General features: G+C 43.8%; 20 protein-coding genes and 1 tRNA gene. 12 read left to right on the forward strand and 9 right to left on the reverse strand.

Annotated features, from left to right (window positions below; translation table 11 throughout):
- Positions 1-275: 275 nt before the first annotated feature.
- Together rpoD and IM496_RS21130 are read right to left on the reverse strand one after the other, a co-directional pair.
- The gene (gene rpoD, locus IM496_RS21125; protein ID WP_287663203.1) at positions 276-1,526 is read right to left on the reverse strand and encodes an RNA polymerase sigma factor RpoD; all 1,251 of its coding nucleotides are present in this window, start codon (positions 1,524-1,526) and stop codon (positions 276-278) included.
- Positions 1,527-2,283: 757 nt separating this feature from the next.
- Positions 2,284-3,885: a 2-isopropylmalate synthase gene (locus IM496_RS21130; RefSeq protein WP_194014778.1), complete on the reverse strand. Its 1,602-nt coding sequence runs from the start codon at positions 3,883-3,885 to the stop codon at positions 2,284-2,286.
- Between the two features lie 176 nt (positions 3,886-4,061).
- On the opposite strand from IM496_RS21130, the gene IM496_RS21135 reads away from it, so the two are divergent.
- Together IM496_RS21135 and IM496_RS21140 are read left to right on the forward strand one after the other, a co-directional pair.
- Positions 4,062-4,397 (forward strand): hypothetical protein, encoded by a 336-nt coding sequence (locus IM496_RS21135; RefSeq protein WP_104396763.1) that lies wholly within the window; start codon positions 4,062-4,064, stop codon positions 4,395-4,397.
- Between the two features lie 52 nt (positions 4,398-4,449).
- Positions 4,450-5,997 (forward strand): FAD-dependent oxidoreductase, encoded by a 1,548-nt coding sequence (locus IM496_RS21140; RefSeq protein WP_287663206.1) that lies wholly within the window; start codon positions 4,450-4,452, stop codon positions 5,995-5,997.
- A gap of 234 nt (positions 5,998-6,231) precedes the next feature.
- On the opposite strand, the gene IM496_RS21145 is transcribed toward IM496_RS21140, so the two are convergent.
- Positions 6,232-7,740 (reverse strand): helicase C-terminal domain-containing protein, encoded by a 1,509-nt coding sequence (locus IM496_RS21145; RefSeq protein WP_287663208.1) that lies wholly within the window; start codon positions 7,738-7,740, stop codon positions 6,232-6,234.
- A gap of 186 nt (positions 7,741-7,926) precedes the next feature.
- Here IM496_RS21145 and psb28 point away from each other — a divergent pair, with 186 nt between their 5' ends.
- Positions 7,927-8,265 (forward strand): photosystem II reaction center protein Psb28, encoded by a 339-nt coding sequence (gene psb28 / locus IM496_RS21150; RefSeq protein ID WP_194014772.1) that lies wholly within the window; start codon positions 7,927-7,929, stop codon positions 8,263-8,265.
- Between the two features lie 83 nt (positions 8,266-8,348).
- On the opposite strand, the gene IM496_RS21155 is transcribed toward psb28, so the two are convergent.
- The 6 genes from IM496_RS21155 to IM496_RS21180 are packed head-to-tail and all read right to left on the reverse strand — an operon-like array spanning position 8,349 to position 13,355.
- Entirely contained in the window at positions 8,349-8,867 is a 519-nt protein-coding gene (locus IM496_RS21155; RefSeq protein ID WP_002773862.1) for an FKBP-type peptidyl-prolyl cis-trans isomerase, read from the reverse strand.
- Positions 8,868-8,873: 6 nt separating this feature from the next.
- Entirely contained in the window at positions 8,874-9,197 is a 324-nt protein-coding gene (locus IM496_RS21160) for a phasin family protein (protein ID WP_002746237.1), read from the reverse strand.
- Between the two features lie 14 nt (positions 9,198-9,211).
- Positions 9,212-11,035 (reverse strand): phosphodiester glycosidase family protein, encoded by a 1,824-nt coding sequence (locus IM496_RS21165; protein ID WP_287663211.1) that lies wholly within the window; start codon positions 11,033-11,035, stop codon positions 9,212-9,214.
- Between the two features lie 10 nt (positions 11,036-11,045).
- Positions 11,046-11,546 carry a type II toxin-antitoxin system VapC family toxin gene (locus IM496_RS21170; RefSeq protein WP_002803933.1) on the reverse strand — a complete coding sequence of 167 codons (501 nt, stop codon included), beginning with the start codon at positions 11,544-11,546 and terminating at the stop codon, positions 11,046-11,048.
- Positions 11,531-13,078, reverse strand: a complete 1,548-nt coding sequence (locus IM496_RS21175; RefSeq protein ID WP_287663213.1) for a bifunctional pantoate--beta-alanine ligase/(d)CMP kinase — start codon at positions 13,076-13,078, stop codon at positions 11,531-11,533. The genes IM496_RS21170 and IM496_RS21175 overlap by 16 nt, the downstream gene beginning before the upstream one ends.
- A gap of 13 nt (positions 13,079-13,091) precedes the next feature.
- Positions 13,092-13,355, reverse strand: a complete 264-nt coding sequence (locus tag IM496_RS21180; protein ID WP_287663214.1) for a hypothetical protein — start codon at positions 13,353-13,355, stop codon at positions 13,092-13,094.
- 520 nt (positions 13,356-13,875) lie between these two features.
- On the opposite strand from IM496_RS21180, the gene IM496_RS21185 reads away from it, so the two are divergent.
- The 9 genes from IM496_RS21185 (at position 13,876) to malQ (ending at position 22,998) form a co-directional block, all read left to right on the forward strand.
- Positions 13,876-14,205, forward strand: a complete 330-nt coding sequence (locus IM496_RS21185) for a DUF6883 domain-containing protein (protein ID WP_002755997.1) — start codon at positions 13,876-13,878, stop codon at positions 14,203-14,205.
- Positions 14,206-14,208: 3 nt separating this feature from the next.
- Positions 14,209-14,460, forward strand: a complete 252-nt coding sequence (locus IM496_RS21190) for a DUF4926 domain-containing protein (RefSeq protein WP_002755998.1) — start codon at positions 14,209-14,211, stop codon at positions 14,458-14,460.
- A gap of 295 nt (positions 14,461-14,755) precedes the next feature.
- Positions 14,756-15,061 (forward strand): CU044_2847 family protein, encoded by a 306-nt coding sequence (locus IM496_RS21195; protein ID WP_190356945.1) that lies wholly within the window; start codon positions 14,756-14,758, stop codon positions 15,059-15,061.
- 9 nt (positions 15,062-15,070) lie between these two features.
- Complete coding sequence (locus tag IM496_RS21200) at positions 15,071-16,366, forward strand: S1 family peptidase (RefSeq protein WP_287663218.1); 1,296 nt, start codon at positions 15,071-15,073, stop codon at positions 16,364-16,366.
- A 279-nt stretch (positions 16,367-16,645) separates the two neighbouring features.
- A complete protein-coding gene (locus IM496_RS21205; protein WP_287663220.1) occupies positions 16,646-19,231 on the forward strand; it encodes an AAA family ATPase in 2,586 nt (861 codons plus the stop codon).
- Positions 19,232-19,645: 414 nt separating this feature from the next.
- Complete coding sequence (locus IM496_RS21210; RefSeq protein WP_106909663.1) at positions 19,646-20,383, forward strand: HAD family hydrolase; 738 nt, start codon at positions 19,646-19,648, stop codon at positions 20,381-20,383.
- Positions 20,384-20,468: 85 nt separating this feature from the next.
- Positions 20,469-20,539, forward strand: a tRNA-Gly gene (locus IM496_RS21215).
- 247 nt (positions 20,540-20,786) lie between these two features.
- Entirely contained in the window at positions 20,787-21,242 is a 456-nt protein-coding gene (locus IM496_RS21220) for a DUF29 domain-containing protein (protein ID WP_194014758.1), read from the forward strand.
- A 253-nt stretch (positions 21,243-21,495) separates the two neighbouring features.
- The gene (gene malQ / locus IM496_RS21225) at positions 21,496-22,998 is read left to right on the forward strand and encodes a 4-alpha-glucanotransferase (RefSeq protein WP_287663224.1); all 1,503 of its coding nucleotides are present in this window, start codon (positions 21,496-21,498) and stop codon (positions 22,996-22,998) included.
- Positions 22,999-23,216 lie beyond the last annotated feature (218 nt).

The raw sequence follows: 23,216 nt of genomic DNA on the forward strand, positions 1-23,216 counted from the left end.
CCTGCATTATTCATGAAGACTTTGGAAAATCCTCGAAAGCCTTGGCAAGAAGTTCATCTAGCGATCTGGCTGAAAAACAGTCTGTTTTTTGAGATGTCCTCACAATCAGGTTTTTGCCAGTTGGTGAATAATGCAGGCTAGTGGCGCATCGCGTGCGCCCAAAATATAATATGGATATTTCGACCAAATTGAAATGCAGCCGTCGAGGTAGGTGCAGATTACAATAAAACTGAGCCTCAAGGAGACTCAGTTTCTAGTTTTTTAAGGACGGGAAATTAACGAATGTACTCTTTGAGGATACTATTACGGTTAGGGTGACGCAGTTTCCGCAGGGCCTTGGCTTCTATTTGACGAATGCGCTCGCGAGTGACGTTGAAAATCTGGCCGATTTCTTCGAGTGTTTTCATCCGGCCATCATCTAAACCGTAGCGTAGCCGCAGCACATCGCGTTCACGAGGACTAAGGGTATCGAGGACGTTTTCTAAATCCTCGCGTAATAGATTTTTAGAAACTTCATCTTCTGGGGTTTCCCCATCCGCTTCGATAAAGTCTCCTAAACGGGAATCTTCTTCTTTACCGATAGGAGTCTCTAGAGAAATCGGTAATTGGGCAGATTTGGCAATAAAACGCAGTTTTTCAATGGTCATCTCCATCTTGGTGGCGATTTCTTCCTCGGTGGGTTTGCGACGCATTTCCTGAGAAAGAATCTTGGTGGTTTTTTTGATCCGGGAGATGGTTTCGTAGAGGTGGACGGGAAGACGAATGGTGCGGGATTGATCAGCGATCGCGCGGGTGATGGCTTGACGAATCCACCAAGTGGCATAGGTGGAGAATTTATAACCCTTTTCGTGGTCGAATTTTTCGGCGGCACGGATCAAACCGAGGGAACCTTCTTGAATTAAATCTTGGAAGGAAAGACCACGATTCATGTATTTCTTGGCGATCGAAACCACTAAACGCAGGTTCGATTGTACCATTTTTTCTTTAGCGCGACGACCATGGTACAAACGACGCTTAAAGGCCGATAAGTATTCCTTTGATTTGGCCAGCCATTCTTCTACCATGGGAGCCGTTAGCTCCGTCTTACCTAAATAAGCCTTAATATCCGATAATTTCGGTTCTTTTTCCGATTTTTCAACGATAATTTTTTCGATGCGCTCGAACAGGAAAACCTGTTTTCCCCATTCAGCATCGCTATAGAGGCAAAAATCTTCGCGAATGCGTTCTAATTTCAGTAGATCGGCGATTTTTCTCGCTAATTCGATCTCCTCCTCCGCTCTCAATAACCGAATCCTGCCGATCTCTTGCAGATAAATCCGAATCGAATCTTCTGTATAGGGTTTTTTTCTAGCGGCGTCGCGACGACGAGCGCTGGCAAGGCGGCGGGTTTTTTTGCCATCGTTGCTATCGCTGGTTTCTTCTAGCTCTAACTCGATATCCTCATCATCGAAGTCTTCGTCTAGGTCAATCAAATCTAAATCCAATGGCGGCTCGGTAAGGGTTAGTACATCGTGGGCCTGCATCATGCCGTTTTCCTCTTGCTCCTTCTGTGCAAAACTAGAAGATCGAATCTCAATCTAGGTGATACTGAACAAATTTGTGTCTCAAATCCGAGACGGGGAAAGACTTTTCCGATTGTAGCTTTAATTACAACAAATGGGAGAAGATTTTTGCTTAAATTTCCTTGTGTCGATGCGATTTTAGCGACACGGAATGCCGTTTTAGCTCGGTCAACTCATAATCTGGCTCCTGCAAAAATTGGGTAAATGGCTGGAGGACTGAAATCCGATCGCGGGTTTGTCTGCGGTGTTGACCAGATAGCTAAGTATCAAGGGAATTATGGGGTGGGTTAACTGTTCCCACTGGCAAGGGGAACATAATCCCTATTTGCCTTGGCTAATTCCTTTAGTCTTTAGCTATTGTATTTAATTTGATCGGATTCTTACGGATAAATTTCATCCCTCATTGCTTTTACGCGAATCCAATTTCAATACAAGTGTATTAAAATTGTTAGAGCGCAAGCTCATAATATTAACTTAGCAACATTTTAGAAATTTGCGAGACAAATTTAAGATTTTCTCCAATAGCGACGTGGGGTGATGGGGAGTGGGGTGTGGGGTGTGGGGTGTGGGGTGTGGGGAAGTGGGGTGTGGGGTGTGGGGTGTGGGGTGTGGGGTGTGGGGTGTGTGGAGATGGGGAGATGGGGAGATGGGGAAGTGGGGTGGTGGGGTAGTGGGGGAATTTCAACTAAAACCCTAAAACCCTAACACCCTAAAACCCTATCTAGACTTGTAGCATTTCGGGGGTTTTTTCCTTCTGCTGCAGTGCGACGTGGAGACGGTTTAAGGCGCTGACATAGGCGCGAGCGGAGGCGACAATAATATCGGTATCGGCTGCGCGAGCAGAATAGGTGCGTCCTTCGTAACGGAGACGGATAGTCACTTCTCCTAAAGCATCGATTCCTTCGGTAACTTCTCGCACCGAGAAAGAGATTAATTCGTTCGGAATCTGCACCACTCGATCGATCGCTTTGCAGAGAGCATCTACTGGCCCTGTACCAATGGCCGCATCGGATAACTCGCTACCGTCAGGAGTGCGAATCGTCACCGTGGCCGTGGGTCTGGCACTATTTCCACAGGACACTTGTACTAATTCGAGACGGAAGTGATCGGGAACCGTATCGATTTCATCGTTAACAATAGCTTCTAGATCGCGATCGGTGATTTCCTTTTTGCGATCGGCCATTTCTTTAAACTGGATAAAAGCGTTATTAAGTTCCGTTTCCGAAAGCTCAAAACCCAATTCCTGTAACCGAGAGCGAAAAGCGTTGCGGCCAGAGAGTTTACCGAGAACGATCTGATTATTAGTTAAACCGATCGATTCTGCGTCCATAATCTCATAGGTGAGTTTATGTTTTAACACCCCGTCCTGATGGATTCCCGACTCGTGTGCGAAAGCGTTAGCACCGACGATCGCCTTATTCGGTTGCACGATCATGCCAGTAAGATTAGAAACTAAGCGAGAAGTGCGATAGATTTCCTTGGTGTTGATCTTGGTTAAAGGTTCCGTGGACTCTGCTGGACGACCAAGGAAAGGATTAAAATAGGAGCGCCGCACATGAAGGGCCATCACCAATTCTTCTAGGGAAGCATTACCGGCACGCTCACCGATACCATTAATAGTACATTCCAACTGTCGAGCGCCATTTTTAACTGCTTCGAGGAAATTAGCCACCGCTAACCCTAGATCATCGTGACCATGGACGGAGATAATCGCTTGGTCGATATTGGGGACATTTTCCTTAATACCACGGATTAAAGCCCCAAATTCGCTGGGGGTGGTATAACCGACGGTATCGGGAATATTAACAGTGGTGGCTCCTGCGGCGATCGCTCTTTCGAGGACTTGATAGAGGAATTCCGGATCGCTGCGGCCGGCATCTTCGGGGGAAAATTCCACATCATTAAGGAAGGATTTGGCATAGGCCACCATTTCCGGCACAATCTCAAGAACTTCCTGACGAGTCTTCTTAAGTTTGTATTGGAGGTGTATATCAGATGTGGCTAGGAAGGTGTGAATTCTGGGCTTGGCGGCGGGTCTGAGCGCATCGGCGGCAGATTTGATATCTTTTTGGGTAGTGCGGGCTAATCCGCAAATAATCGGGCTATCAGCTTCGCTGCCGACGCTGGCGGCAATTTTCTGTACAGCTTCAAAGTCCCCCGGACTAGCGTGGGGAAAACCTGCTTCAATGACATCAACTCCCAGTCGTGCCAGTGCGCGGGCTATGGTTAGCTTCTCATCCACATTTAAAGCGGCACCCGGGGACTGTTCCCCATCTCGAAGGGTGGTATCGAAGATAATCACACGATCTGGACTGGTATTCATAGTTTTTTTGTACCGTTAACGAACTGGGGAGTTGTTCCTCTGATTATAGCAGCTGAGGCCGAGGGGGTTGTTAAGGAAAATTGCGCTGAGAATTTCTCGACTTGCTCGCGCTTTTCCGGCTTGCCCTCTTTTTGGCTACCATAGAGGATATAGATAAATTGGCGAGGGAGTTAACAATGTTTGGCAAACCAGCAAAGGAACCGAACCCACCGGAGGTAAAAGACTTACAGGAGGTGATGTTTTCAATTAAGCAAAATCTCGAACCAGATCAGGATAAAACTGATATTAATCTTGTTGAGACTCCTACTCCAGAGGTGGTTACTGTAGTTGAAAATATTAGTAAAATTCTCTCTCCCTATTTTATCGTTTTGGTGGGTTTATTTCTGTATGATCGAAATAGTTTTATCGGTTTTTTATTAGTTTTTACGGGAGTTTTAGCGATTTTTGGAGTTTCCCTCAAGGATATTAATAAACTCGTTGAAGAAGGGAAAAAGTTTTTCCAATCTAAGTAGTTTTATCCTCTGGATATGGTGATAACTGATAACTGATAACTGATATAAGATTATGTCTTTAGTTGCATCTTTACTCGATCGAGTATCTCCTCAGAGTTTACAACAATTGCGAGCCAGTGATCGAGCTTGGCAAGCTTTGCGCTTAGAAAATCCGGTTATTCCTACGGTAATTAATCAAAGTCAAGAATCTTTAGGAGAGACGGATTTTGATCTAGTTATTGCGGGGGGAACCTTGGGAATTTTCATCGGGGCTGCTTTGCAAACTAGGGGCTGGCGTGTGGCATTATTAGAAAGAGGTATTCTGCGCGGTCGTGAGCAGGAGTGGAATATTTCACGTTTAGAATTAAGCAGTTTTTTAGAGTTAGATTTATTGACCGAAGCTGAATTAAATCAAGCGATAGTGACGGAATATAATCCTGCTAGGGTGGGATTTTATCAAGGTTATGAGCTTTGGGTTAGAGATATTTTAAATATTGGTGTTGATCCAGTTTATTTGCTAGAGACTTTAAAAAATAAGTTTTTGCAAGCGGGAGGAAAGTTATTAGAAAATTCCGGGTTTAGCGGGGCAATTATTCATCCTGACGGGGTAATGGTTAAAACGGGAGAAATGACTTTAAAAACCCGTTTATTAATCGATGCCATGGGTCATTTTTCGCCAATTGCAAAACAGGCCAGAAAAGGAGAAAAACCCGATGGAGTTTGTTTAGTGGTGGGTAGTTGCGGTCAGGGTTTTCCCAGTAATGAAACTGGTGATTTAATTTATTCTTTTACCCCAATCTTGCACCAATGTCAATACTTTTGGGAAGCATTTCCCGCTAGGGATGGTCGGACAACTTATTTATTTACCTATCTTGATACCCATCCCGATCGCTTTAGTTTAGAATTTTTGATGGAGGAGTATTTAAGATTACTGCCGGAGTATCAAAAGGTGGATTTAGAAGCGGTAAACTTTCAGCGTTTTCTAGCGGGTTTTTTCCCTGCCTATCGTCAAAGTCCTTTAAAGATGCCCTGGTCAAGAATTCTGGCAGTGGGAGATAGTAGTGGTAGTCAATCTCCGGTCAGTTTTGGTGGTTTTGGGGCAATGGTTAGGCATTTAAAAAGGCTAACTTTCGCCATCGAGGAAGCTTTACAAATCGATGCTTTAAACCGAGAAGATTTAGCTATTTTACAACCTTATCAACCGAATATATCGGTAACGTGGCTATTTCAAAAAACTATGAGTGTTGCCATGTCTGCTAACCCTAATCCCAATCAAATTAATGACTTAATGAGTGGAGTTTTTCGGGTAATGGACAAGTTGGGAGATGAGGTATTAAAACCGTTTTTACAGGATGTGGTGCAGTTTTCTTCCCTCTCAAAAACTTTGCCTTTGGTTAATCCTCAATTAGTTTTACCGATGATTCCGCAAGTGGGTATCAGTCCTTTTATCGATTGGACAGGACATTATTTTAATTTAGCTTTGTATAGTGGTTTATATCCCTTAGCAACCAGCTTAAAACCTGTTTTAGAAAAGTTACCCGACAAGCAAAAATATCTTTATCATCGTTATTTAGATAGTTGGAAATATGGCTCTGGGGGAGATTTTATCAGTGATCAGTGATCAGTGATCAGTAAACAGTGAACTGATTACTGATAGGGTGCATCTCTTATTGGTGACATTCTCTCACATATTGGTGAGCAGCAGAAGTTATTCCAAGAGGGCGAATGCAATTCGCCCCTACAATAATATTATCGCGTCAATGGTAGGGGCGCACTGCGTGCGCCCAAATGTAATATAGATATTTCTACAAAATTGAGATGCACCCCATCTGATAACTGATAACTGATAACTGATTTAATCTTTATCTTGAAAAAATTGTTGATCGAGATAATTAACTTTAGCATAGGGTTCTAAAGCGGAGAGAATTTGTCGGCCATAACTGCGGGCATTGACACGATTATCAAGAACAGCCACACAACCTTGACACTCCCGGAGAGACTGAACAGATTGCTGAATTTCCCTTACTGCTGTGGGTAAAAGATAGGCACGAAACCAGTCGAGATGTTGTCGTTTGTAGTAAGCAATTTTGCCAGCAACGAGAGGATTTTCGGGGGAGGGTAAGGGTAAAGTAGCGATAATTAATAAACTGGGAGTCGGAAATTTTTCTTGATGGGTTTGCCAGAATTGCCAACCACAAACCAGAATAGTATTATTATTAATCTCAGTTTTTTCCACTTGCACTCGCGAACCGTAATCGGCTGCGATTTGGGTGGCAATTTGTGCCTTGAGGGGAACATCTTCAATCAGGATCACGATCGGTTGTTCACTGGTATGATTAGCACTAACTAATTCCCGCACTTGCTTTAATAACATCGGTTGAAATTCGGGGGTATTGGGGGCGCTGATGCGATCGGGTAGATATAAATGAATATATTCACTTTCGCGATCGGCTGCAAACTTTAAAGTTAAAATATCTCCGATACCCTGATTTTGACGGTATAAATTAGCGGATTTTTCGCTATCTAAAAAACTGCCGATTAAAACAAAGGGTTGTTGCTGCCAAATTGGTTTGAAAAAACTAGCCACCTCCAAAGGACTGATTTTTAGGGTAAATTCTTCTCGATCTCGATCTACCGATGTCCAGAGGAGATAATTAGGCTCGGGGATTTTTGCCGCTAAAAGTTGCCAAGCAGAATCAGTGGCTAAATCTTGATGCAAGCGTTGCAGGAGAGCAATTATATATTCTTTTTCCTTGGCATCAATAAGATAGCAATTATAGGGATTAATGGGATGACCAAGAATACTTTGGCTAAGTTGTGCTTTAATTAAGTCTATAAACTCTCTATGCTGGGGATATGCTGACTCTAAAGCAGACCATTGTTCGGGAGTAATGGTGACGGTGAGATAATCTACTAGACAAGTTTCTAAATCTTCGGCTCGATCGATTATAGTGGCGATATTCTGGGGAAAATGACCGAGATTGCCCAATTTATCCTCTAACCATTGTTGGGGTGTGGTGAGGAGTAAACCGGTAAAATTAGCGGGAAAGCGATCGCTTTTGAGGATATCTCGCTGAGTTTGTAACCATGCTTGCAGATGGGGGATTTCCACTTCTAACAGTAGGTTTAGTTCTGACTCTGGGGCAACAATCAGAACAGGTGTATCACCCAAAAGAGCCGGGGTGAGATAACTGAGACAATAACGGGTGAGAGTAGTTCCAGTTTGTATGAGAGAGGACCGTTTTAAGCGTAAAGCTCTAGCCACCAGTCGCCCCATAGTGAGATGATGAGACCAGTAAAAGCGTCCTTGTTCGCGTAAAAAAGCGCGTAGGGAAGAATGAACCGCTGCTTCTAATAAAACCATCTCATCTCAGTTATTGGTTATCAGTGGGAAGGGAGAGGTTTACAGGTGATCTTTCATCAGTCAAACCCACCCCCGCGAGTTTACCGTGGATACTTTAAGTTTATGGTGTCCCATCTGCTTTTTACTTGCGACTTGGTGTGAGATGATCTAGAAATGTCTATTTTATGAGAAGGATAAAGAAAAGTAATGGCAGAAATTCAGTTTTCCCAGGGGTTAAAAGAAACAGTTGTTCCCGATATCCGCTTAAGTCGCACTAAAACGGGAGAGAAGGGATCGGCAAAATTTTATTTTGATCAACCGACTATCCTCGGAGATCAACAAACCGAGGAAATCACGGGGATGTATCTCGTCGATGAAGAAGGAGAAATCGTCACCAGGGAAGTAAAAGGCAAATTCATCAACGGTAAACCCACGGCGATCGAAGCTACGGTTATTTTTAATTCTCCCGCAGAGTGGGATCGTTTTATGCGTTTTATGGAACGTTACGGTAGCGAAAACGGTCTAGAATTTACTAAATCTTCCTGATTTGGCCTTTAGCTTCCAGCAATCTGTCAAAAAACCCGCATTCAGGATAGATGCGGGTAGAGGTGAAAAATCAGAGGAAAAACCTATTTAACTCCCAACAATTCCACATCGAAAAGTAAAGTCGCGTTGGGAGGAATCACCCCACCGGCACCCCGCGCACCATAACCCAATTCTGGGGGGATAATTAAGGTACGCTGTCCACCGACTTTCATCGATGCGACTCCTTCATCCCATCCTTTGATCACTTGACCCACTCCAATGGTAAAGGTAAAAGGTTGATTGCGATCCTTGGAGCTATCGAATTTTTTGCCGTCTGTCAGGGTTCCCGTGTAGTGAACAGTTACTTTTTGACCTTTTTGGGGAGTTTCTCCAGTTCCTTCCACGATATCGATGTATTTTAGTCCCGAATCGGTGGTAACTGCTTGATCTAAATCCATGGAGATGATTTCCTTATTAATAGTTTGAGTGATAGGGGGTGGATCGATTTCTGCGGCGATCGCATTGGCTTTTTCCCCTCCACCAAAGAGGGAAGCAACGATTAAAAATAAGCCACAAACCGCAATGATAGCAAAACTGAGCAAGATTTCGCGCATTGATTTCATAGTTCCCTAACGCCAGAGTTTATTCTCTAAGTCTCTCACCTGTCGTTCTAATCTATCAATCCTTCCCCGCAGTTCGTCCATTTCCGATTGTCGGGGAACCCCTAAATCCTGCAAAATCTGGCGAATATAGCGTTCTAAGTTGTTCTCGAAGCTCCCCTGTTCAGACTTCATCTGTGTCATCAGATCATCAACAAAGTTTTTAGCCTGATCAGAATTGATTTTACCGTCTTTGACTAATTCGTCGCTCACTTCTTTGATCTTTTCTGCCACCATGGAAGTAGTGCCAATACCCATCAGCAGCAATTGTTTAATCCAGTCGCTATTATCCATTGTTTTCACACTTTTCAAGGAGACGGGGATAAAAATATCCCTATTCCATTATGGACTTTTGCGGCGGTAACGGCAGAGCGATCGAGCAGATAACCCGCCAAGGCTATCCCGGTGGAACTACCCCCATCTAGGTTTAAACCGTCTGTTGCCGCCATTAACAGCAAAATTCGGGCTAATTCGCCTAAAGTTGCCCCCCTTCCCCCGACGCGATTATGGATAGCAACTAGCAAAATTTTTCCTTCTTGACTAACCGCGATCGCACTGCGGGAAGCTTGTTGATTTTGGAATGCAGGACTAAATTTTTCGGCATTTCCATCCAAAACTATGCGTCCATTCTGCAATAATAGGGGGCCAGCACCTAAAATCTGAGGATAATTAGCAAAATCTCCCGGTAGGGTGACGCTATCGAGGTTGACTCTTTCACCAATCTTTAAATTAATATCTGTCTTTCGGCAGATGACTAAATAGCCGTTTTCCGGTATGTTTATACTATCCTGTGGGAAAAGATTATTTAATTTCTCCGTCACGCGATCGCCTTGAACGACTAACCCGGTTTCGCGCTCGGTGAGGGGATGATAATTACTTCCCCAATCGCGAGTATAACGACTGCAGCCGGCTGCCACAAAGGCACTATTTAACTGGGTTAGGGGAAAACGTTGTCCGGTGGCAGTAATGAGAGTTTCCTCTAAACTCAGGCGATCGATCCTGATTTTACCACGATTATCCCATGCGATCGCCCCTCGGTTTAAAATTGGTCCGGATAACCATTTGCCATCCACACGAATTGCCCCCAAAGGTAGCTGATTATTACGATTAAAAAAGCCGCCATTAATCATCGCTACTGCGTTACTTTCGCTATTAATCGTGATCAGGGGATTAGTGCCGCGCATTGAGGTGGAATTAGCGGTAATCGGTTTAATAGTTATCTGAGGATTTCTGGGATCGATTTCTAACCAAGTCACGGGAAACCAATCTTTGTCTAACTGAATATATTTTTGATTCCAGATTAACCCTGGTTGCCAAACAATGCGCTTTTCATCCATAGCATCGGGACGAGAATCAATGATAATTCGGGGAGGATTAGCCACACTGCTGATCTGTAATCCGTAGGCAGTGGGAAGGTTAATTTTTAAACGACTGATCACCCCATTATTTTCTAAGGAAGTGATCTGAGTAGGTAAGTTATTATTAGAGTTTCCTAGATCATCTTCATCGTTATTTTGATTACTGTTGCTGATAGTTTGGGGTTGAAATCTAGAGATGAGCGATTGCTGGGCATTTCCTTCTAGGGTAATCACTGCTTCATTTTTTGCCTGACTAACTTGCCAAAAGGTCGGGCGATCAAGTTGAATAATAATCCTTTGTACTGCTCCATAATTTTCTAGCTGAATATCTTGAATCTGGGCAGCAGGAAAGTTAATAGTTAAACTATCGCCATTAATAGTGGTTGTTGCCCCCATTTTTAGTAAAATATCCGTAACGTCTAGCCAGCGATCAGAGTCGATTAAATTAGCCGATAAAGTTTGTAAATTAAACCAGCTTATCGGTTGCTTTTTCGGATCATTTGTACTAAGAAAATCCATGCCAAATAATTGTCTTGCTCCCGTGTCACTCATGGCAATTCTGGTACTATTTGCTGCTGTCCACTGTCGCCAAGAAACGGGCAAAGAACGACCATTAAGAATAATTTTTTTTCCCTGTTGCTGGGTTGATAAATCCCTAGCAGCTAAAGTTATTGGTGATCTGTGATCGGCTAAAGATATAGCTGGACTGCCGATAATTATCAAGGAAGTTACCGTTAAACAGATAGATGATAAATTCAGATAATTTAACTTCATAAATATCTCCCTAAATCACCTTGTTTAAGGGGAAATTTGAGGATTTATATCCTTGGCAAGAGAGGCTAGAAGGGACTATATTTTTTTGATCGATAACCTCTAATAATTCTTCAGGTGTTACTACCATCGGTTTAGAGTTATATAGATAACTAGAGGCTTTTTTAAGTTTTTGATCATAGGTAACTAAATAATCACAATTAGCGGCACTACTTAAAATTAAAACATCATTCGAGTGTACCAAAATATTGCGAATATCTCTAGCATTTTGCCAATATTGATCAAGTTTTACTAAATCAAAATCCAAGATAGTCACCTTTTCTTGAATCCGATCGACTATTTCAGGATGATTACGAACTTCTGCCAAAAATAATAACTCTTGTAAAACGATCGCATTAATAGCAAGACAAACGCGATCGAGTATTTCTCGATCAAATAAATGCACACTGGCAAGATCTCCTCGTAGATAAGAAATCAAAACATCAGTATCTAAAAAAACTAGAGGCTTCTCCATTGATTTTCTTCTCCTTGATGATAAAGAGCAATGATTTTTTCCGTGACTTCTGTAATAGTGAGATGATCGGTATTAACTTCGATCGCATCTGTGGCTTTTCGCAGGGGTGCTAGGGAGCGATTACTATCCAAATAATCCCTTTTTTCAATCTCTTGGGTTAATTCTGCGAGACTAATACCCCCATTTCCCTGCGCTTCTAAGTCTTTTAATCTCCTTCTGGCTCTTTCTTCGGGTGTCGCTGTCAAGAAAATCTTTAATTCCGCTTCTGGAAAAACATTAGTACCAATATCCCGACCTTCCACAACTATTCCCCCCGACATTCCCAGTTGTCTTTGCAGGGTGACTAACTGCTGTCGCACCGCTTTTTGAGCGGCAATTCTGGACACTTGCGAGGTAATTGCGGGAGAGCGAATCTCTAAAGTCACATCCTGCCCATTAATCTTCACTATAGTCACATTTTCGGGACTATCGGCCGGAATTATTGCTATCTTCGCTAAAGATAATAACTCGGCGATGGCCGCTTCTGCGGACAAATCCAGACCGGAATTCACCACCAACCATGTCACCGCGCGATACATCGCACCGGTATCGAGATAGGTTAACCCCAATTTTTCGGCTACTAAGCGCGTTACCGTCGATTTTCCCGCTCCAGCAGGTCCATCAATAGCGATAACTGCCCGACGTTGACGCAAGATAATATTATCAATTAAACGGGTTTGACCGATCGATCCTGCGATCGCTAACAAGCCCTCTGTCTCGATCTGCTCGATCGGTTGTAAACTCTGGGGATGGACTAAATCCAGATACTGAGGGCGAAATTCTGGCACTCTGTCGAGATTTTTTTGGACAATAGCCAGTAGTTTTTCCCTTTGTCTTTCCCCTAAACGAAAACTTTCGAGGGCTAATTGCAAACTTTGGGCGATAATTGTCGCTTTTTCCCTTTCTGCGGCCGATAGATACTGATTGCGAGAACTAACTGCTAATCCCGATGTTTCTCGCACTGTAGCACAAGCGCGAATCTCGATCGCTAAATTTAAATCCCTGACTAATTGCCGGATAATCGCTAACTGTTGGGCATCCTTTTCGCCAAAATAGGCGATCGTCGGTGCAATTATATTAAACAACCGCGTGACAATTGTGGCTACTCCCTGAAAATGTCCCGGACGAAAAGCACCACATAACCCGCTAGTCAGAGAAATCGGGGGAACAACTGCGGTTATCTCCTCAGAATTACCAATTCCTAAAGTTTCCGCACTGGGAGCAAAAATAGCAGCAACTCCCAAAGATTCACACAGTTGGCGATCGCTGTCAAGGCTGCGGGGATAGCGAGAAAAATCCTCTGTGGGGCCAAATTGTAGAGGATTAACAAAAATACTGACCACAGTTACCTCCGCTTCCGTCACTGCGCGTCGAATTAGACTAGCATGACCTTTATGGAGAGCGCCCATGGTTGGCACGAGGGCAATGCTGCGATCATGGCGATAATCAGCCAAAAAAGTGCGTAAACCGGGGATTGTTGTGAATATTTGCACAGGGTTCACTCCTTTAATAGCCTATTCCACTACTATTCGCCAGGGGATGCTGCCCGATGATCGATTCGGCTGCTTCCGGGGAATCGGCTTTAAATAATAACATCCCATCGCCTCTTTCTGTCCAATAACTCGTTTTTTGCCTCCTGTCGGCTCTCTTGGGTTTGGTGGGTAAAATGTATTTTATAAGATATATTCCCGCCAGCGAGCGACTGGAACGAACCACAAAGACACAAAGGACACAAAGATTGATCGGTTCTATATAAGTTAAACTGATCACACAAAGAATAAGAGAGGCTCCTGATCACACAAAGAATAAGAGAGGCTCCTGTGCTGTCTCGGTTGACCGCTGCATATATGCTTGTTTAACAAACCGGGGCATAATTTTTTTCAGGACGATGACCGGTAAGCAGCCCGACAATTAAGTAGGTAGGTGTTAAAAAAGATCAGTTCCCCCCTTATCAAGGCAGATCCCCCCGCCTATCGGCACCCCCCTTATCAAGGGGGGCAGGGGGGATCGAACCTAAAATCTATCTTTAATTTAATTAAAACGAGCTAATTATCTAGATTAATACTAAAAAAGAGTTGACAAAATCCCTCGATTTGACCTATACTTTCTAGTATAATGGGAATCCGTGCCGAAATATATATAAGCCTTTTTAGTCCAGACTATTTCAAAAAACTTTCTGCAATTACAACCCCAAAAAAAACTTGAAACAATATCAATTAATACACTTGATCAGTTAATCGATATTAAAACTTCAATTCAAGGTAAAATCAAACAAAATTCTCTCGATCCGATGTACCTGCCTAGCGACTCCCTAATTCCCGATGATAAAATAACTAAATATCTCCTCAAATTTCGCCCCAAAGATGACAAATCAAAATACCTCGCCCGCGCTGGCTTTACCCTCGCTAATCCCGATGCACTAAAAACCGCCCTCATCCAACTAATTCAAACCAATCCCGCCATCGAAGATCTTACCAACGAATACGGAACCTTCTATAGAGTCGAGGGGGAATTAATCAGCAGTAATCAAGTTCCCCTATCCGTTGTCACGATTTGGCTAAAACGAAACCTAGATCATCAATTTCAATTTATCACCCTCAAACCCCGAAAGGAAAAATAAACCATGGCGCAACTATACGAAGAAGTGACCCTAGCCCGCGACGTTCCCGAATACAATCTTAAGCAGGGTGATTCGGCGATTCTTGTTGATATAGTTGCCCATCCGAAGGGGGGTGAGGAAGGATATGTTTTAGAACTATTCAACGAAGTAGAAGAATCGGTTAACGTCGTCATTGTCCCGAAATCGGCGATTCAAGAAGAGGAAAAAGAAGGTTCTTCGTTACTTGGTATGGTTCGATATAGGGGCATAAATTGACTAAATCCTGATCTGGCAAGAGACTTAATTGATTAGTTTGTTCTAGAGCGAAAACAATTGACAAAAATCGCAGCAATGTCTGTCTCTATCGGGGTTTCATTCCTTATAACCCCCTCTATTGCATAACACAAATAGATTAATACTAAAAAAGACTTGACAAAATCCCTCGATTTGACCTATACTTTTTATTATAATGGGAATCCGTGCCGAAATATATATAAGCCTTTTTAGTTCCGCTATAAGTTTGTCCGAGAAGCAATCGAGAAAACCATAAACGGGTCATTGGAGGAGCCTTATGCCAGAATCTAAATCTGAGATTATTTCAGTTAAAGTTAAAGAAAATGTCACCATGTTAGTGGAAGCGAGAAGTTTCGGTGGTGAACGGGAAGTATCCGATCAAATATTTGACTTTCAAAGTGTGGCTGATACAATTGAGGCAGTTACTGAATCGATCGCTGCTACGATAAGTAAAGTGAAACCCAAAAAGGCCACCGTAGAATTTGGGGTAGAAGTCAGGGTAAAATCTGGTAAACTAACCGCTTTAATTGTGGAAGGTGAAGGAAAGGGAAATTTAAAAATTACCCTAGAATGGGGAGGATAAATTGATTAAATGCTTACCCCGGAATCTCTACCTCCGTACACTGTCAGGTTAAAGTTAATCTATGGGTCAGGAACAGGCTTTTTTGTGGGACAAGGGTTAATTTTGACCTGTCTTCATGTGGTGAAAGATGCGCGGGATAATCGCGAGACTATCGAGATAATTTGGCAAGGTCAAATTTCTATGGCTAAAATTATCAACTTACCGAATCTAGATGGGATCGATCTGGCTCTTTTACAATTAAACTCGTCTTTAGATCACAAATATGTCGATTTTGATCACGATTTACAATTAACAGATAAATTATACACTTTCGGCTATACCAACGAGTATCCGAACGGTGATCCTAGTGACTTTGAGTATATAGGTTTAACGGGGGATGAAAACCCCCTAATCAAGTTTAAATTAGGGCAAGTACAACCCGGTTTTAGTGGTTCACCTCTGTTAAATTTACGCACGGGGAAAGTGTGCGGAGTGGTGAATATAACCAGAGATGAGTACAGTGATTTAGGAGGAAGAGCGATTCCAGTTCAGACTATTTTTAAATATTTTCCGCAATTACAACCCCAAAAAAATGCCCATAATCCTTTTAAACCCACTTCCGGAGGTATTAAAGAAATTCAGCAGATTTTTGGCCGAGAACAAGAAATTAAAGATATTTTTGAGGTTTTAAATTCCGGCAGTAGTGCTGCTATTATCGGGGAAAGGGGAACGGGAAAAACCACCCTGCTTTGGGGAATTTACCATCAAGCAAGGGAGTATTTACTTAGTCATCGACAACCCTTGTATTTAAACTTAGAAGGATTAGCAGGAGATAAGGATTTTTATTATGAATTATGTCATCAGATTGGTATAGCTGCGAATTACGATAAACCGCTCAAAGGAACTAGATTAACTAGGGAATTAGAAAAACACAAAATCCTGTTATTATTGGATGTGGTAGATAATATGACTCAAAAATATTTCAGCTATCAGCTTAGAAGTCAATTAAGAGAGTTAGCCAATCGTCCCGATCCACCTTTAAGATTAGTAGTAGCGGCTAATCGTCCCCTTGATGTTTTATTTCCTGATAACAAAAGACGTGACTCACCTTTCGATGGAATTTGTCAACAATTTCCGATTAAATTATGGGATGAAGCTAAAATTAAAGAGTTTATTAGTCATCGTCTAAGTCAAACTGGAGTGACTTTTACTGAGGAGGAAATAAGTTCTCTTGTTAGGCAAAGTCAAGGAAAGCCGCGAGAGGTGATGCAAAGTTGTTTTAAACTTTATCAAACCAAAGTCAATAACTCAGCATCCCGAACTTAGGTTATAACTAAATAATAAGTTGATTTAATTTTTGGTTTGATCCTACCTTGATAAGGGGGGTTTGATCCCCCCTGCCCCCCTTGATAAGGGGGGTTTGCTCCCCCCTACCCCCCTTGATAAGGGGGGTTTGATCCTACCTTGATAAGGGGGTTTGATCCTACCTTGATAAGGGGGTTTGATCCCCCCTGCCCCCCTTGATAAGGGGGGTTTGATCCTACCTTGAGTAACACCTAACTACTTAATAAACCATCACCGGGTAAATAGCTAGAGATAAAAATTATGAAGGAAAGCACCGTCCCCAGAATTAATCTCGCCCCTAAACTCAAACGCGATTTATCTTTATGGAATCCCTTTGATTATCTTTTGCTGTTGTACTGGGTGTTTTATTTTCCCCAAGCAGTGCGCTGGTATGTGGAAACGAGAGGCGGCGGCGATAAATTAACAGAACAGAAAACATGGCGCGATAGAATGCAATTTCTCCGCGACCATCCCGTACAATTGCGTCTAGGGATTCAGGGTCTTCTCTTAACTGTAATTACCCCTCTGATTATCTGTAGCATAGCGGCAAATTTAGGACTTTCTGTTAATTGGGTGGGCGTGGTGTCCGGCGTGGTGTCCGGCGTGGTGTTCGGCGTGGTGTCCGGCGTGGTGTCCGGCGTGGTGTCCGGCGTGGTGTTCGGCGTGGTGTCCGGCGTGGTGTCCGGCGTGGTGTCCGGCGTGGTGTTCGGCGTGCTGTTCGGCATGGCGTTCGGCATGGCGTTCGGCGTGTTGTTGGGCGTGGTGTCCCGCGTGTGGTTGGGCGTGGTGTTGGGCGTGGTGTACGGCGTGGTGTTGGGCGTGGTGTACGGCGTGGTGTTGGGCGTGGTGTACGGCGTGGTGTACGGCGTGGTGTTCAGCGTGGTGTCCGGCGTGGGGTTTATATTCGCCTTTTTCCGTCTTGATAATTGGCTAATCGGGCTTTTGGCAGGTCCCCAAGGGCGACTTTTTCCCCGTATTACCCCTCTACCGCTGCCGGGGTTAACCTCGACTCTACAACAATGGTTACAGCAAGACTGGGAAACAGCTATTAATAACCTCAATCAATACCTTCGGTACAGCCGCCAGTTTATTCCTGTCCTTGTCGCCGTTAACCGCGTTTTATCGCAATTCCCAGAGGCAGAAATTATCTATCGGGTGTCCCGTCTGGCAGAAAATCCCTCCGATTGGCAATTGTTAGAATATGCGTCGGCGAAACTGTTTTCTTGGTCTGACAGCCAAATCCGTCTAGATACCCCTGCTCGTGCCGCCGCCGCTGGTTTTTGGTATCTTCGCCAACAGGACACCGAAAAAGCCGAAAAAGCCTTTGCTGTGGTACGTTCCCTCGCCTACGGGGAAGAAATGTATAGCCTCGCCCAAACTTTACACCGATTTAGTCAGGCAGCAACTCTCCATAGTATCGCTTCCCTGGAGGTTGCCCCCATTGCCTCAGAACCGTCATTACGTCCGCAAACTTGGCAAGCTATCAGCAGTTTAAATCTAGTTATCGCAGAAATGGCTTTAGTCCAGGGAAGTTATTCCCAACAGACCAGATCCCTCGCTCTTAATCGGATTATCGGGAAATTAATCGATATATTATTTGTTGAGGCCGACCAACAGGCGGCTACTTTACCCTCAGCAGAAGAAGCATTAATCCTTTTCATCGTCCTAAAATGGGCAGACATTAGCGCATCCATCGCGAAAAGGGTGGGAACGGTGACTATTACCCAACCGATTCCTAATCCCTACATTATCGGTGATCCGGTGATCGGTAAACGCTTTGTTGGTCGTGAGGATATCCTGCGAGAACTTCAGTCAATGTGGTCGGGAGATAACCTATCCTCCGTAGTTCTCTATGGTCATCGTCGCATGGGTAAAACTTCGATTCTACGCAATCTGGAGGCATATCTCCCACCAAATGTCTCGGTTATCTACATTAATTTACAGCGCTTGGCCACAGTAACCAGCCTAGCCGAAGTTCTCCTGACTATGGCTGAGGAAATCGCCCAAACTTTGGCAATTGATGCCCCAGAAGAGGAAAAAATCTCCCAACATCCAGAAATGTATTTTAATCGTTATTTAGACCGTCTGATGCGCCAGATTCTGCCGGAAAAAGCTAAAACCGGTTTAATTATTGCCCTCGATGAGTTCGAGATAATTGAGGATTTAATCGAAGCGAATACCCTCCCCCGGAATTTCCTCGGCTATCTGCGTTCCCTTGTCCAGAGTAGTCCGCGTCTAGCTTTTGTTTTTGCCGGATTACATACCCTAGAGGAGATGACTGCCGATTATTTTCATCCTTTTTTTGGCAGTGTTTACCCGATTCCAGTTAGTTTCCTCTCTCCTGAGTCCACTCGCGTTATCCTCGCTAATCCCGTTGGGGAAGACGAGGATTTTCCCCTAGACTATACCCCATCCGCTTTGGACAAAATTTATCAACTTACCCACGGTCAACCCTATCTAGTACAACTGATCGGCTTTCATCTGGCACGTTTTTATAATAAACAGGTCTTTGAGTTGCAACGTCCCCAAGATATTCGTTTTCAGGTGGAAGATGTGGAAAAAGCTATCGATGCTGAGTTTTTCCAAAGGGGGAATTATTATTTTACGGGTGTCTGGAAACAGGCTAAACAAGATGCGGCCGGACAACAGGAGATTTTAATAGTTCTTTCTCCCCATCTGCAAGGATTAACCCGGGCAGATTTACTGTCCAGCACCGGATTAACTGCCACAACTCTCGACTGGGCCCTAAAAACCCTTGAAAATCATCATGTCATCGAATGCCAAGACTCCCGTTATCGGATTGCTGTGGAATTATTCCGTCGTTGGGTATCGGAAACAATGGCCTAAGGGACTTGCGCTTTAATAATGTACCTTTTGGGCGAACGCAGTTCGCCCCTACATTAATGTACCTTTTGGGCGAACGCAGTTCGCCCCTACATTGTGGACAAAATCCGTTACTGTAGGGGCGCAAAGCTTGCGCCCTCCGATCGGTTGGGATATTATTCCCACGCAGGTCCCTAAATTCTTTTGTTATATTTTTGGCTAATATTTCAGCCCCAAATAGGGGGGTTACAGGGCAGCACGGATTCCCACTATAACAAAATAATAGAGCAAATCTGGAAATTTGTCAAGGCCTTGGCAATTTTCTGGTTAAAATTGTTTGTTGAGATGGGGTCAGGGGCAAGACCCGCCCGGCCCCGACGAAAAACTTTAGTATAATCAAGAACACTGAGTATTTATTAGCTTTTCTGTCTAAGATTGATGTTAAAGGCTGTTCTGTTCGATTTTAATGGGGTGATCATCAATGATGAACCAATCCATCAAGAGTTAATCAATGAAATCTTGCTCGGGGAAAATTTACTGCCCCTAGGGTCGGAATTTGCGGAGTTATGTCTGGGAAGAAGCGATCGCGTCTGTTTGCGTAATGTTCTCACCCGTCGCGGTCGTCAAGTGACCGAGGAGTATCTGACCAAGTTAATTAACAAAAAAACCAGTTTATACCGAGAAAGATTAGGAAAATTAGAGAAACTTCCTATTTATGAAGAGATATACTCTTTTTTAAAACGGGTTAAGGCCAGGGATCTACAAATCGGTTTGGTGACGGGAGCAATACGCTCGGAAGTGGAATCAATCTTGCAACAGACGGGCCTTGGGGATTATTTTAGTGTCATTGTCACCGGTGATGAGATTAGCACCAGTAAACCTCAACCGGATGGTTATTTACTGGCCGTAGAAAGATTCAATCGTTGGAATTTTAATCTGCAATTGCAACCCTGGGAATGTCTGGTGATTGAAGATACTTTTGCCGGTTGCGAAGCGGCAAAAAGAGCGGGAATGCAGGTGGTGGGAATCGCTCATACCTATCCCTTCCATTTTATGCAGAGAGTGTCCAACTGGGCGATCGATAATTTCTCCCAACTAGACCTCGATCGCGTGGAAGAAACTTTTAGCCAAATTGGTGATAAAAAGGAGCGATCGGGATTTTTAGGCGATCTATGACCATCTAGAGGCGATTCACAAGCTGAAAATCCCTACTTGTAAAAATCGGCAATTCGTGTTATGCTAACGAAAGTGCTAAGAAAATGCGGGTGTAGTTTAGTGGTAAAACCCTAGCCTTCCAAGCTAATGATAGGGGTTCGATTCCCCTCACCCGCTTAAGTTGTTGTGCAGTCACACATTATCTGTCGTCTGATGGATAAGGGTTTTTGGCTATTGTAGTAGATATGTATCGGAGAAGTTTAGATCTGTTCATGTCGCGGCAGCGGAGGAGTTACGGCCGATTTCAGAAATCTTAGAGGAGTTGGAAGTATTAAAAAAGCAAGCGGAAGCGATAAACGAGGTATTAAAAAAATTTTGAGTCGGTTGAGCTAGGATAGTGAAAGAATACCGAGAGGACGTGAGCATGACACCAACAACCACGAAAACGCTCTACGATACCGATTTCGCTCTCTGGATCGACGAAACAGTAGATCGATTAAAAGCCGGAGATTTCGCTGCGATCGATCTGGACAATTTAATCGAGGAGGTGGAATCCTTGGGAATTAGTCAGCGTAAATCGGTTCATAGTTTTCTGGTTCGTTTACTGGAGCATCTCTTAAAACGGTGTTATGTCCCTCTCCCGGATTGTTATCGGGGATGGGAGATCGAGATCCGGAATTTTCGCAACGAGTTAAAAAAAGAGTTTAAATACTCACCGAGTTTAAAAAGCTTTCTAGTCGAGATCTTTGGGGAATCCTACGGGGAAGCGTTGGAGTCGGTGCGCGAGGATTATCCTGATACCAGTTTTCCTGATGTTTGTCCTTTTGCGAAGGATGTGGATACTCTGTTAACTGAAAAGTTTTGGCAAGAGAGAAAATAACTATACTGAAAAACCTAATCACTGGATCAGACTTACCGAACCACTCGCGAAGACAAAAAAATCTCAATGGATAAAACCCCACACCCTAACCCCACCAACAAACTTTTTCAGCAGACCCTACATTATAGGTCTAATAAAGTTGTTAAGTATTGCCGTTATCGATCGAGATCGGGTTAGCTTGGAGATAGCAGTGAGCATTCAGCTTTAAACACTTAATAACTGCTAACCGAATCATTGATAAGGGGGTTTTTTCATGGCTTTTAGCCGTTCTAGCGGTATTTTGCTTCATCCCACCAGTCACCCCGGCCGTTACGGGATTGGAGAACTAGGTAGGGAAGCCTATCAATTTATCGATTTTTTGGCTCAAAGTGGTCAAAAACTCTGGCAAATTCTCCCTTTAGGCCCCACAGGGTACGGTAACTCTCCTTACATGAGTTTTAGTGCCATTGCCGGCAATCATCTCCTGATTAGTCTCGATCTTCTTCGGGAGAAAAACCTGCTTAGTGAGGCAGATTTAGAGAATATTCCCGATTTTCCCCTCGATCAAGTGGATTTTGAGCGATTGATCGCTTGGAAAATTCCCCTACTTAGAAAGGCGGCGAGCAATTTTGTCAAGGGTTCTGACACAATTCTTTACAAACAGTTTGCCGGCTTTTGTGCTGGCAATGCCGATTGGTTAGAGGATTACGCCCTATTTATGGCTTTATCCCACGCTTACCAGGGTAAAGCATGGATGGAATGGCCGACAGAAATTCGCGAACGTCATTGGGGTGCGTTGGAAACACCGAAACAGGAGTTACAAGAGGAGATTTTTCTGCACAAATTCCTGCAATTTGAGTTTTTTGAGCAGTGGTTAGCCCTAAAACGCTATGCTAACTCCCTCGGTATCGAGATTATCGGTGATATCCCCATTTATGTCTCCCATAATAGTGCCGATGTTTGGGCAAATCCGCAGGTTTTCCGACTAGATCCCCAAACCGGTAATCCCTTGGAAGTGGCCGGGGTTCCCCCAGATTATTTCTCAGAAACGGGGCAATTATGGGGAAATCCTCTTTATAACTGGGATTATCTCAAAAATACGGGCTTTGACTGGTGGGTACGCCGTTTAAAAGGGGTTCTTTCCCTAGTCGATATCATCCGTATCGATCATTTTCGCGGATTAGAGGCCTATTGGGCGGTGGCTTTTGGCCAGGAAAACGCTATTAATGGTCATTGGCTCAAGGCCCCGGGTTATGATCTCTTTAATACTATTGGCGCTCGTTTAGGTAAATTGCCGATTATTGCCGAAGATTTGGGCGATATTGACCAAGCAGTCTTAGATTTTCGCGATCACTTTGCCTTCCCTGGGATGAAGATTCTCCATTTCGCTTTTGGGGGTGATGCGGGTAATCCCTATCTTCCTTTCAACGTCGAACGCAACTGTGTGATTTATACCGGCACTCACGATAATAATACTACTGTGGGCTGGTTTCAAGATAACGCCAATGACTACGAAAAAGCGCGACTATATCAATATCTTGGCGCTCCCAGTGGTCAGGGAGTGGCTTGGGATCTGATTCGACTTGCCTATAGTTCCGTGGCTAATCAGGCGATCGTGCCGTTACAGGATGTGTTAGGTTTAGGATCGGATGCGCGGATGAATACCCCTAGTGTCGCAGAAGGGAATTGGTCATGGCGCTATCGTCAGGAAGCTTTAACCGGAGAATATAGCGAGAGATTGCGAGATTTGGTCAATTTTTTTGGCAGAAATCGTTAAATAGGGTTTGCTGAAAAAGCTTTTCCTGGGGGCAGGGTGTGGGGTGTGGGGTGTGGGGTTTGGGGTTTTAACGATTTTGAGGTAGTCAATTACCTAATTTTCAGGGAAAAAGTACCTGAATTTTCCCCCCGATCCCCGCAACGGCTGGCACTTTTTGAGGAAAAAAAAGTCTAAAAGTCTTATCCAACAAGGTTTTTAGATTTATTCAGCAGACCCTA

This window comes from Microcystis sp. M049S2 (assembly GCF_020245625.1).
Lineage (GTDB): Bacteria > Cyanobacteriota > Cyanobacteriia > Cyanobacteriales > Microcystaceae > Microcystis > Microcystis ichthyoblabe_A.

Excerpts from the sequence above, each read along its gene's own strand:
- rpoD (WP_287663203.1), bottom strand. The coding sequence starts at position 1,526 with ATGATGCAGGCCCACGATGTACTAACCCTTACCGAGCCGCCATTGGAT.
- IM496_RS21130 (WP_194014778.1), bottom strand. The coding sequence starts at position 3,885 with ATGAATACCAGTCCAGATCGTGTGATTATCTTCGATACCACCCTTCGA.
- IM496_RS21135 (WP_104396763.1), top strand. The coding sequence starts at position 4,062 with ATGTTTGGCAAACCAGCAAAGGAACCGAACCCACCGGAGGTAAAAGAC.
- IM496_RS21140 (WP_287663206.1), top strand. The coding sequence starts at position 4,450 with ATGTCTTTAGTTGCATCTTTACTCGATCGAGTATCTCCTCAGAGTTTA.
- IM496_RS21145 (WP_287663208.1), bottom strand. The coding sequence starts at position 7,740 with ATGGTTTTATTAGAAGCAGCGGTTCATTCTTCCCTACGCGCTTTTTTA.
- psb28 (WP_194014772.1), top strand. The coding sequence starts at position 7,927 with ATGGCAGAAATTCAGTTTTCCCAGGGGTTAAAAGAAACAGTTGTTCCC.
- IM496_RS21155 (WP_002773862.1), bottom strand. The coding sequence starts at position 8,867 with ATGAAATCAATGCGCGAAATCTTGCTCAGTTTTGCTATCATTGCGGTT.
- IM496_RS21160 (WP_002746237.1), bottom strand. The coding sequence starts at position 9,197 with ATGGATAATAGCGACTGGATTAAACAATTGCTGCTGATGGGTATTGGC.
- IM496_RS21165 (WP_287663211.1), bottom strand. The coding sequence starts at position 11,035 with ATGAAGTTAAATTATCTGAATTTATCATCTATCTGTTTAACGGTAACT.
- IM496_RS21170 (WP_002803933.1), bottom strand. The coding sequence starts at position 11,546 with ATGGAGAAGCCTCTAGTTTTTTTAGATACTGATGTTTTGATTTCTTAT.
- IM496_RS21185 (WP_002755997.1), top strand. The coding sequence starts at position 13,876 with ATGTACCTGCCTAGCGACTCCCTAATTCCCGATGATAAAATAACTAAA.
- IM496_RS21190 (WP_002755998.1), top strand. The coding sequence starts at position 14,209 with ATGGCGCAACTATACGAAGAAGTGACCCTAGCCCGCGACGTTCCCGAA.
- IM496_RS21195 (WP_190356945.1), top strand. The coding sequence starts at position 14,756 with ATGCCAGAATCTAAATCTGAGATTATTTCAGTTAAAGTTAAAGAAAAT.
- IM496_RS21200 (WP_287663218.1), top strand. The coding sequence starts at position 15,071 with ATGCTTACCCCGGAATCTCTACCTCCGTACACTGTCAGGTTAAAGTTA.
- IM496_RS21205 (WP_287663220.1), top strand. The coding sequence starts at position 16,646 with ATGAAGGAAAGCACCGTCCCCAGAATTAATCTCGCCCCTAAACTCAAA.
- IM496_RS21210 (WP_106909663.1), top strand. The coding sequence starts at position 19,646 with ATGTTAAAGGCTGTTCTGTTCGATTTTAATGGGGTGATCATCAATGAT.
- IM496_RS21220 (WP_194014758.1), top strand. The coding sequence starts at position 20,787 with ATGACACCAACAACCACGAAAACGCTCTACGATACCGATTTCGCTCTC.
- malQ (WP_287663224.1), top strand. The coding sequence starts at position 21,496 with ATGGCTTTTAGCCGTTCTAGCGGTATTTTGCTTCATCCCACCAGTCAC.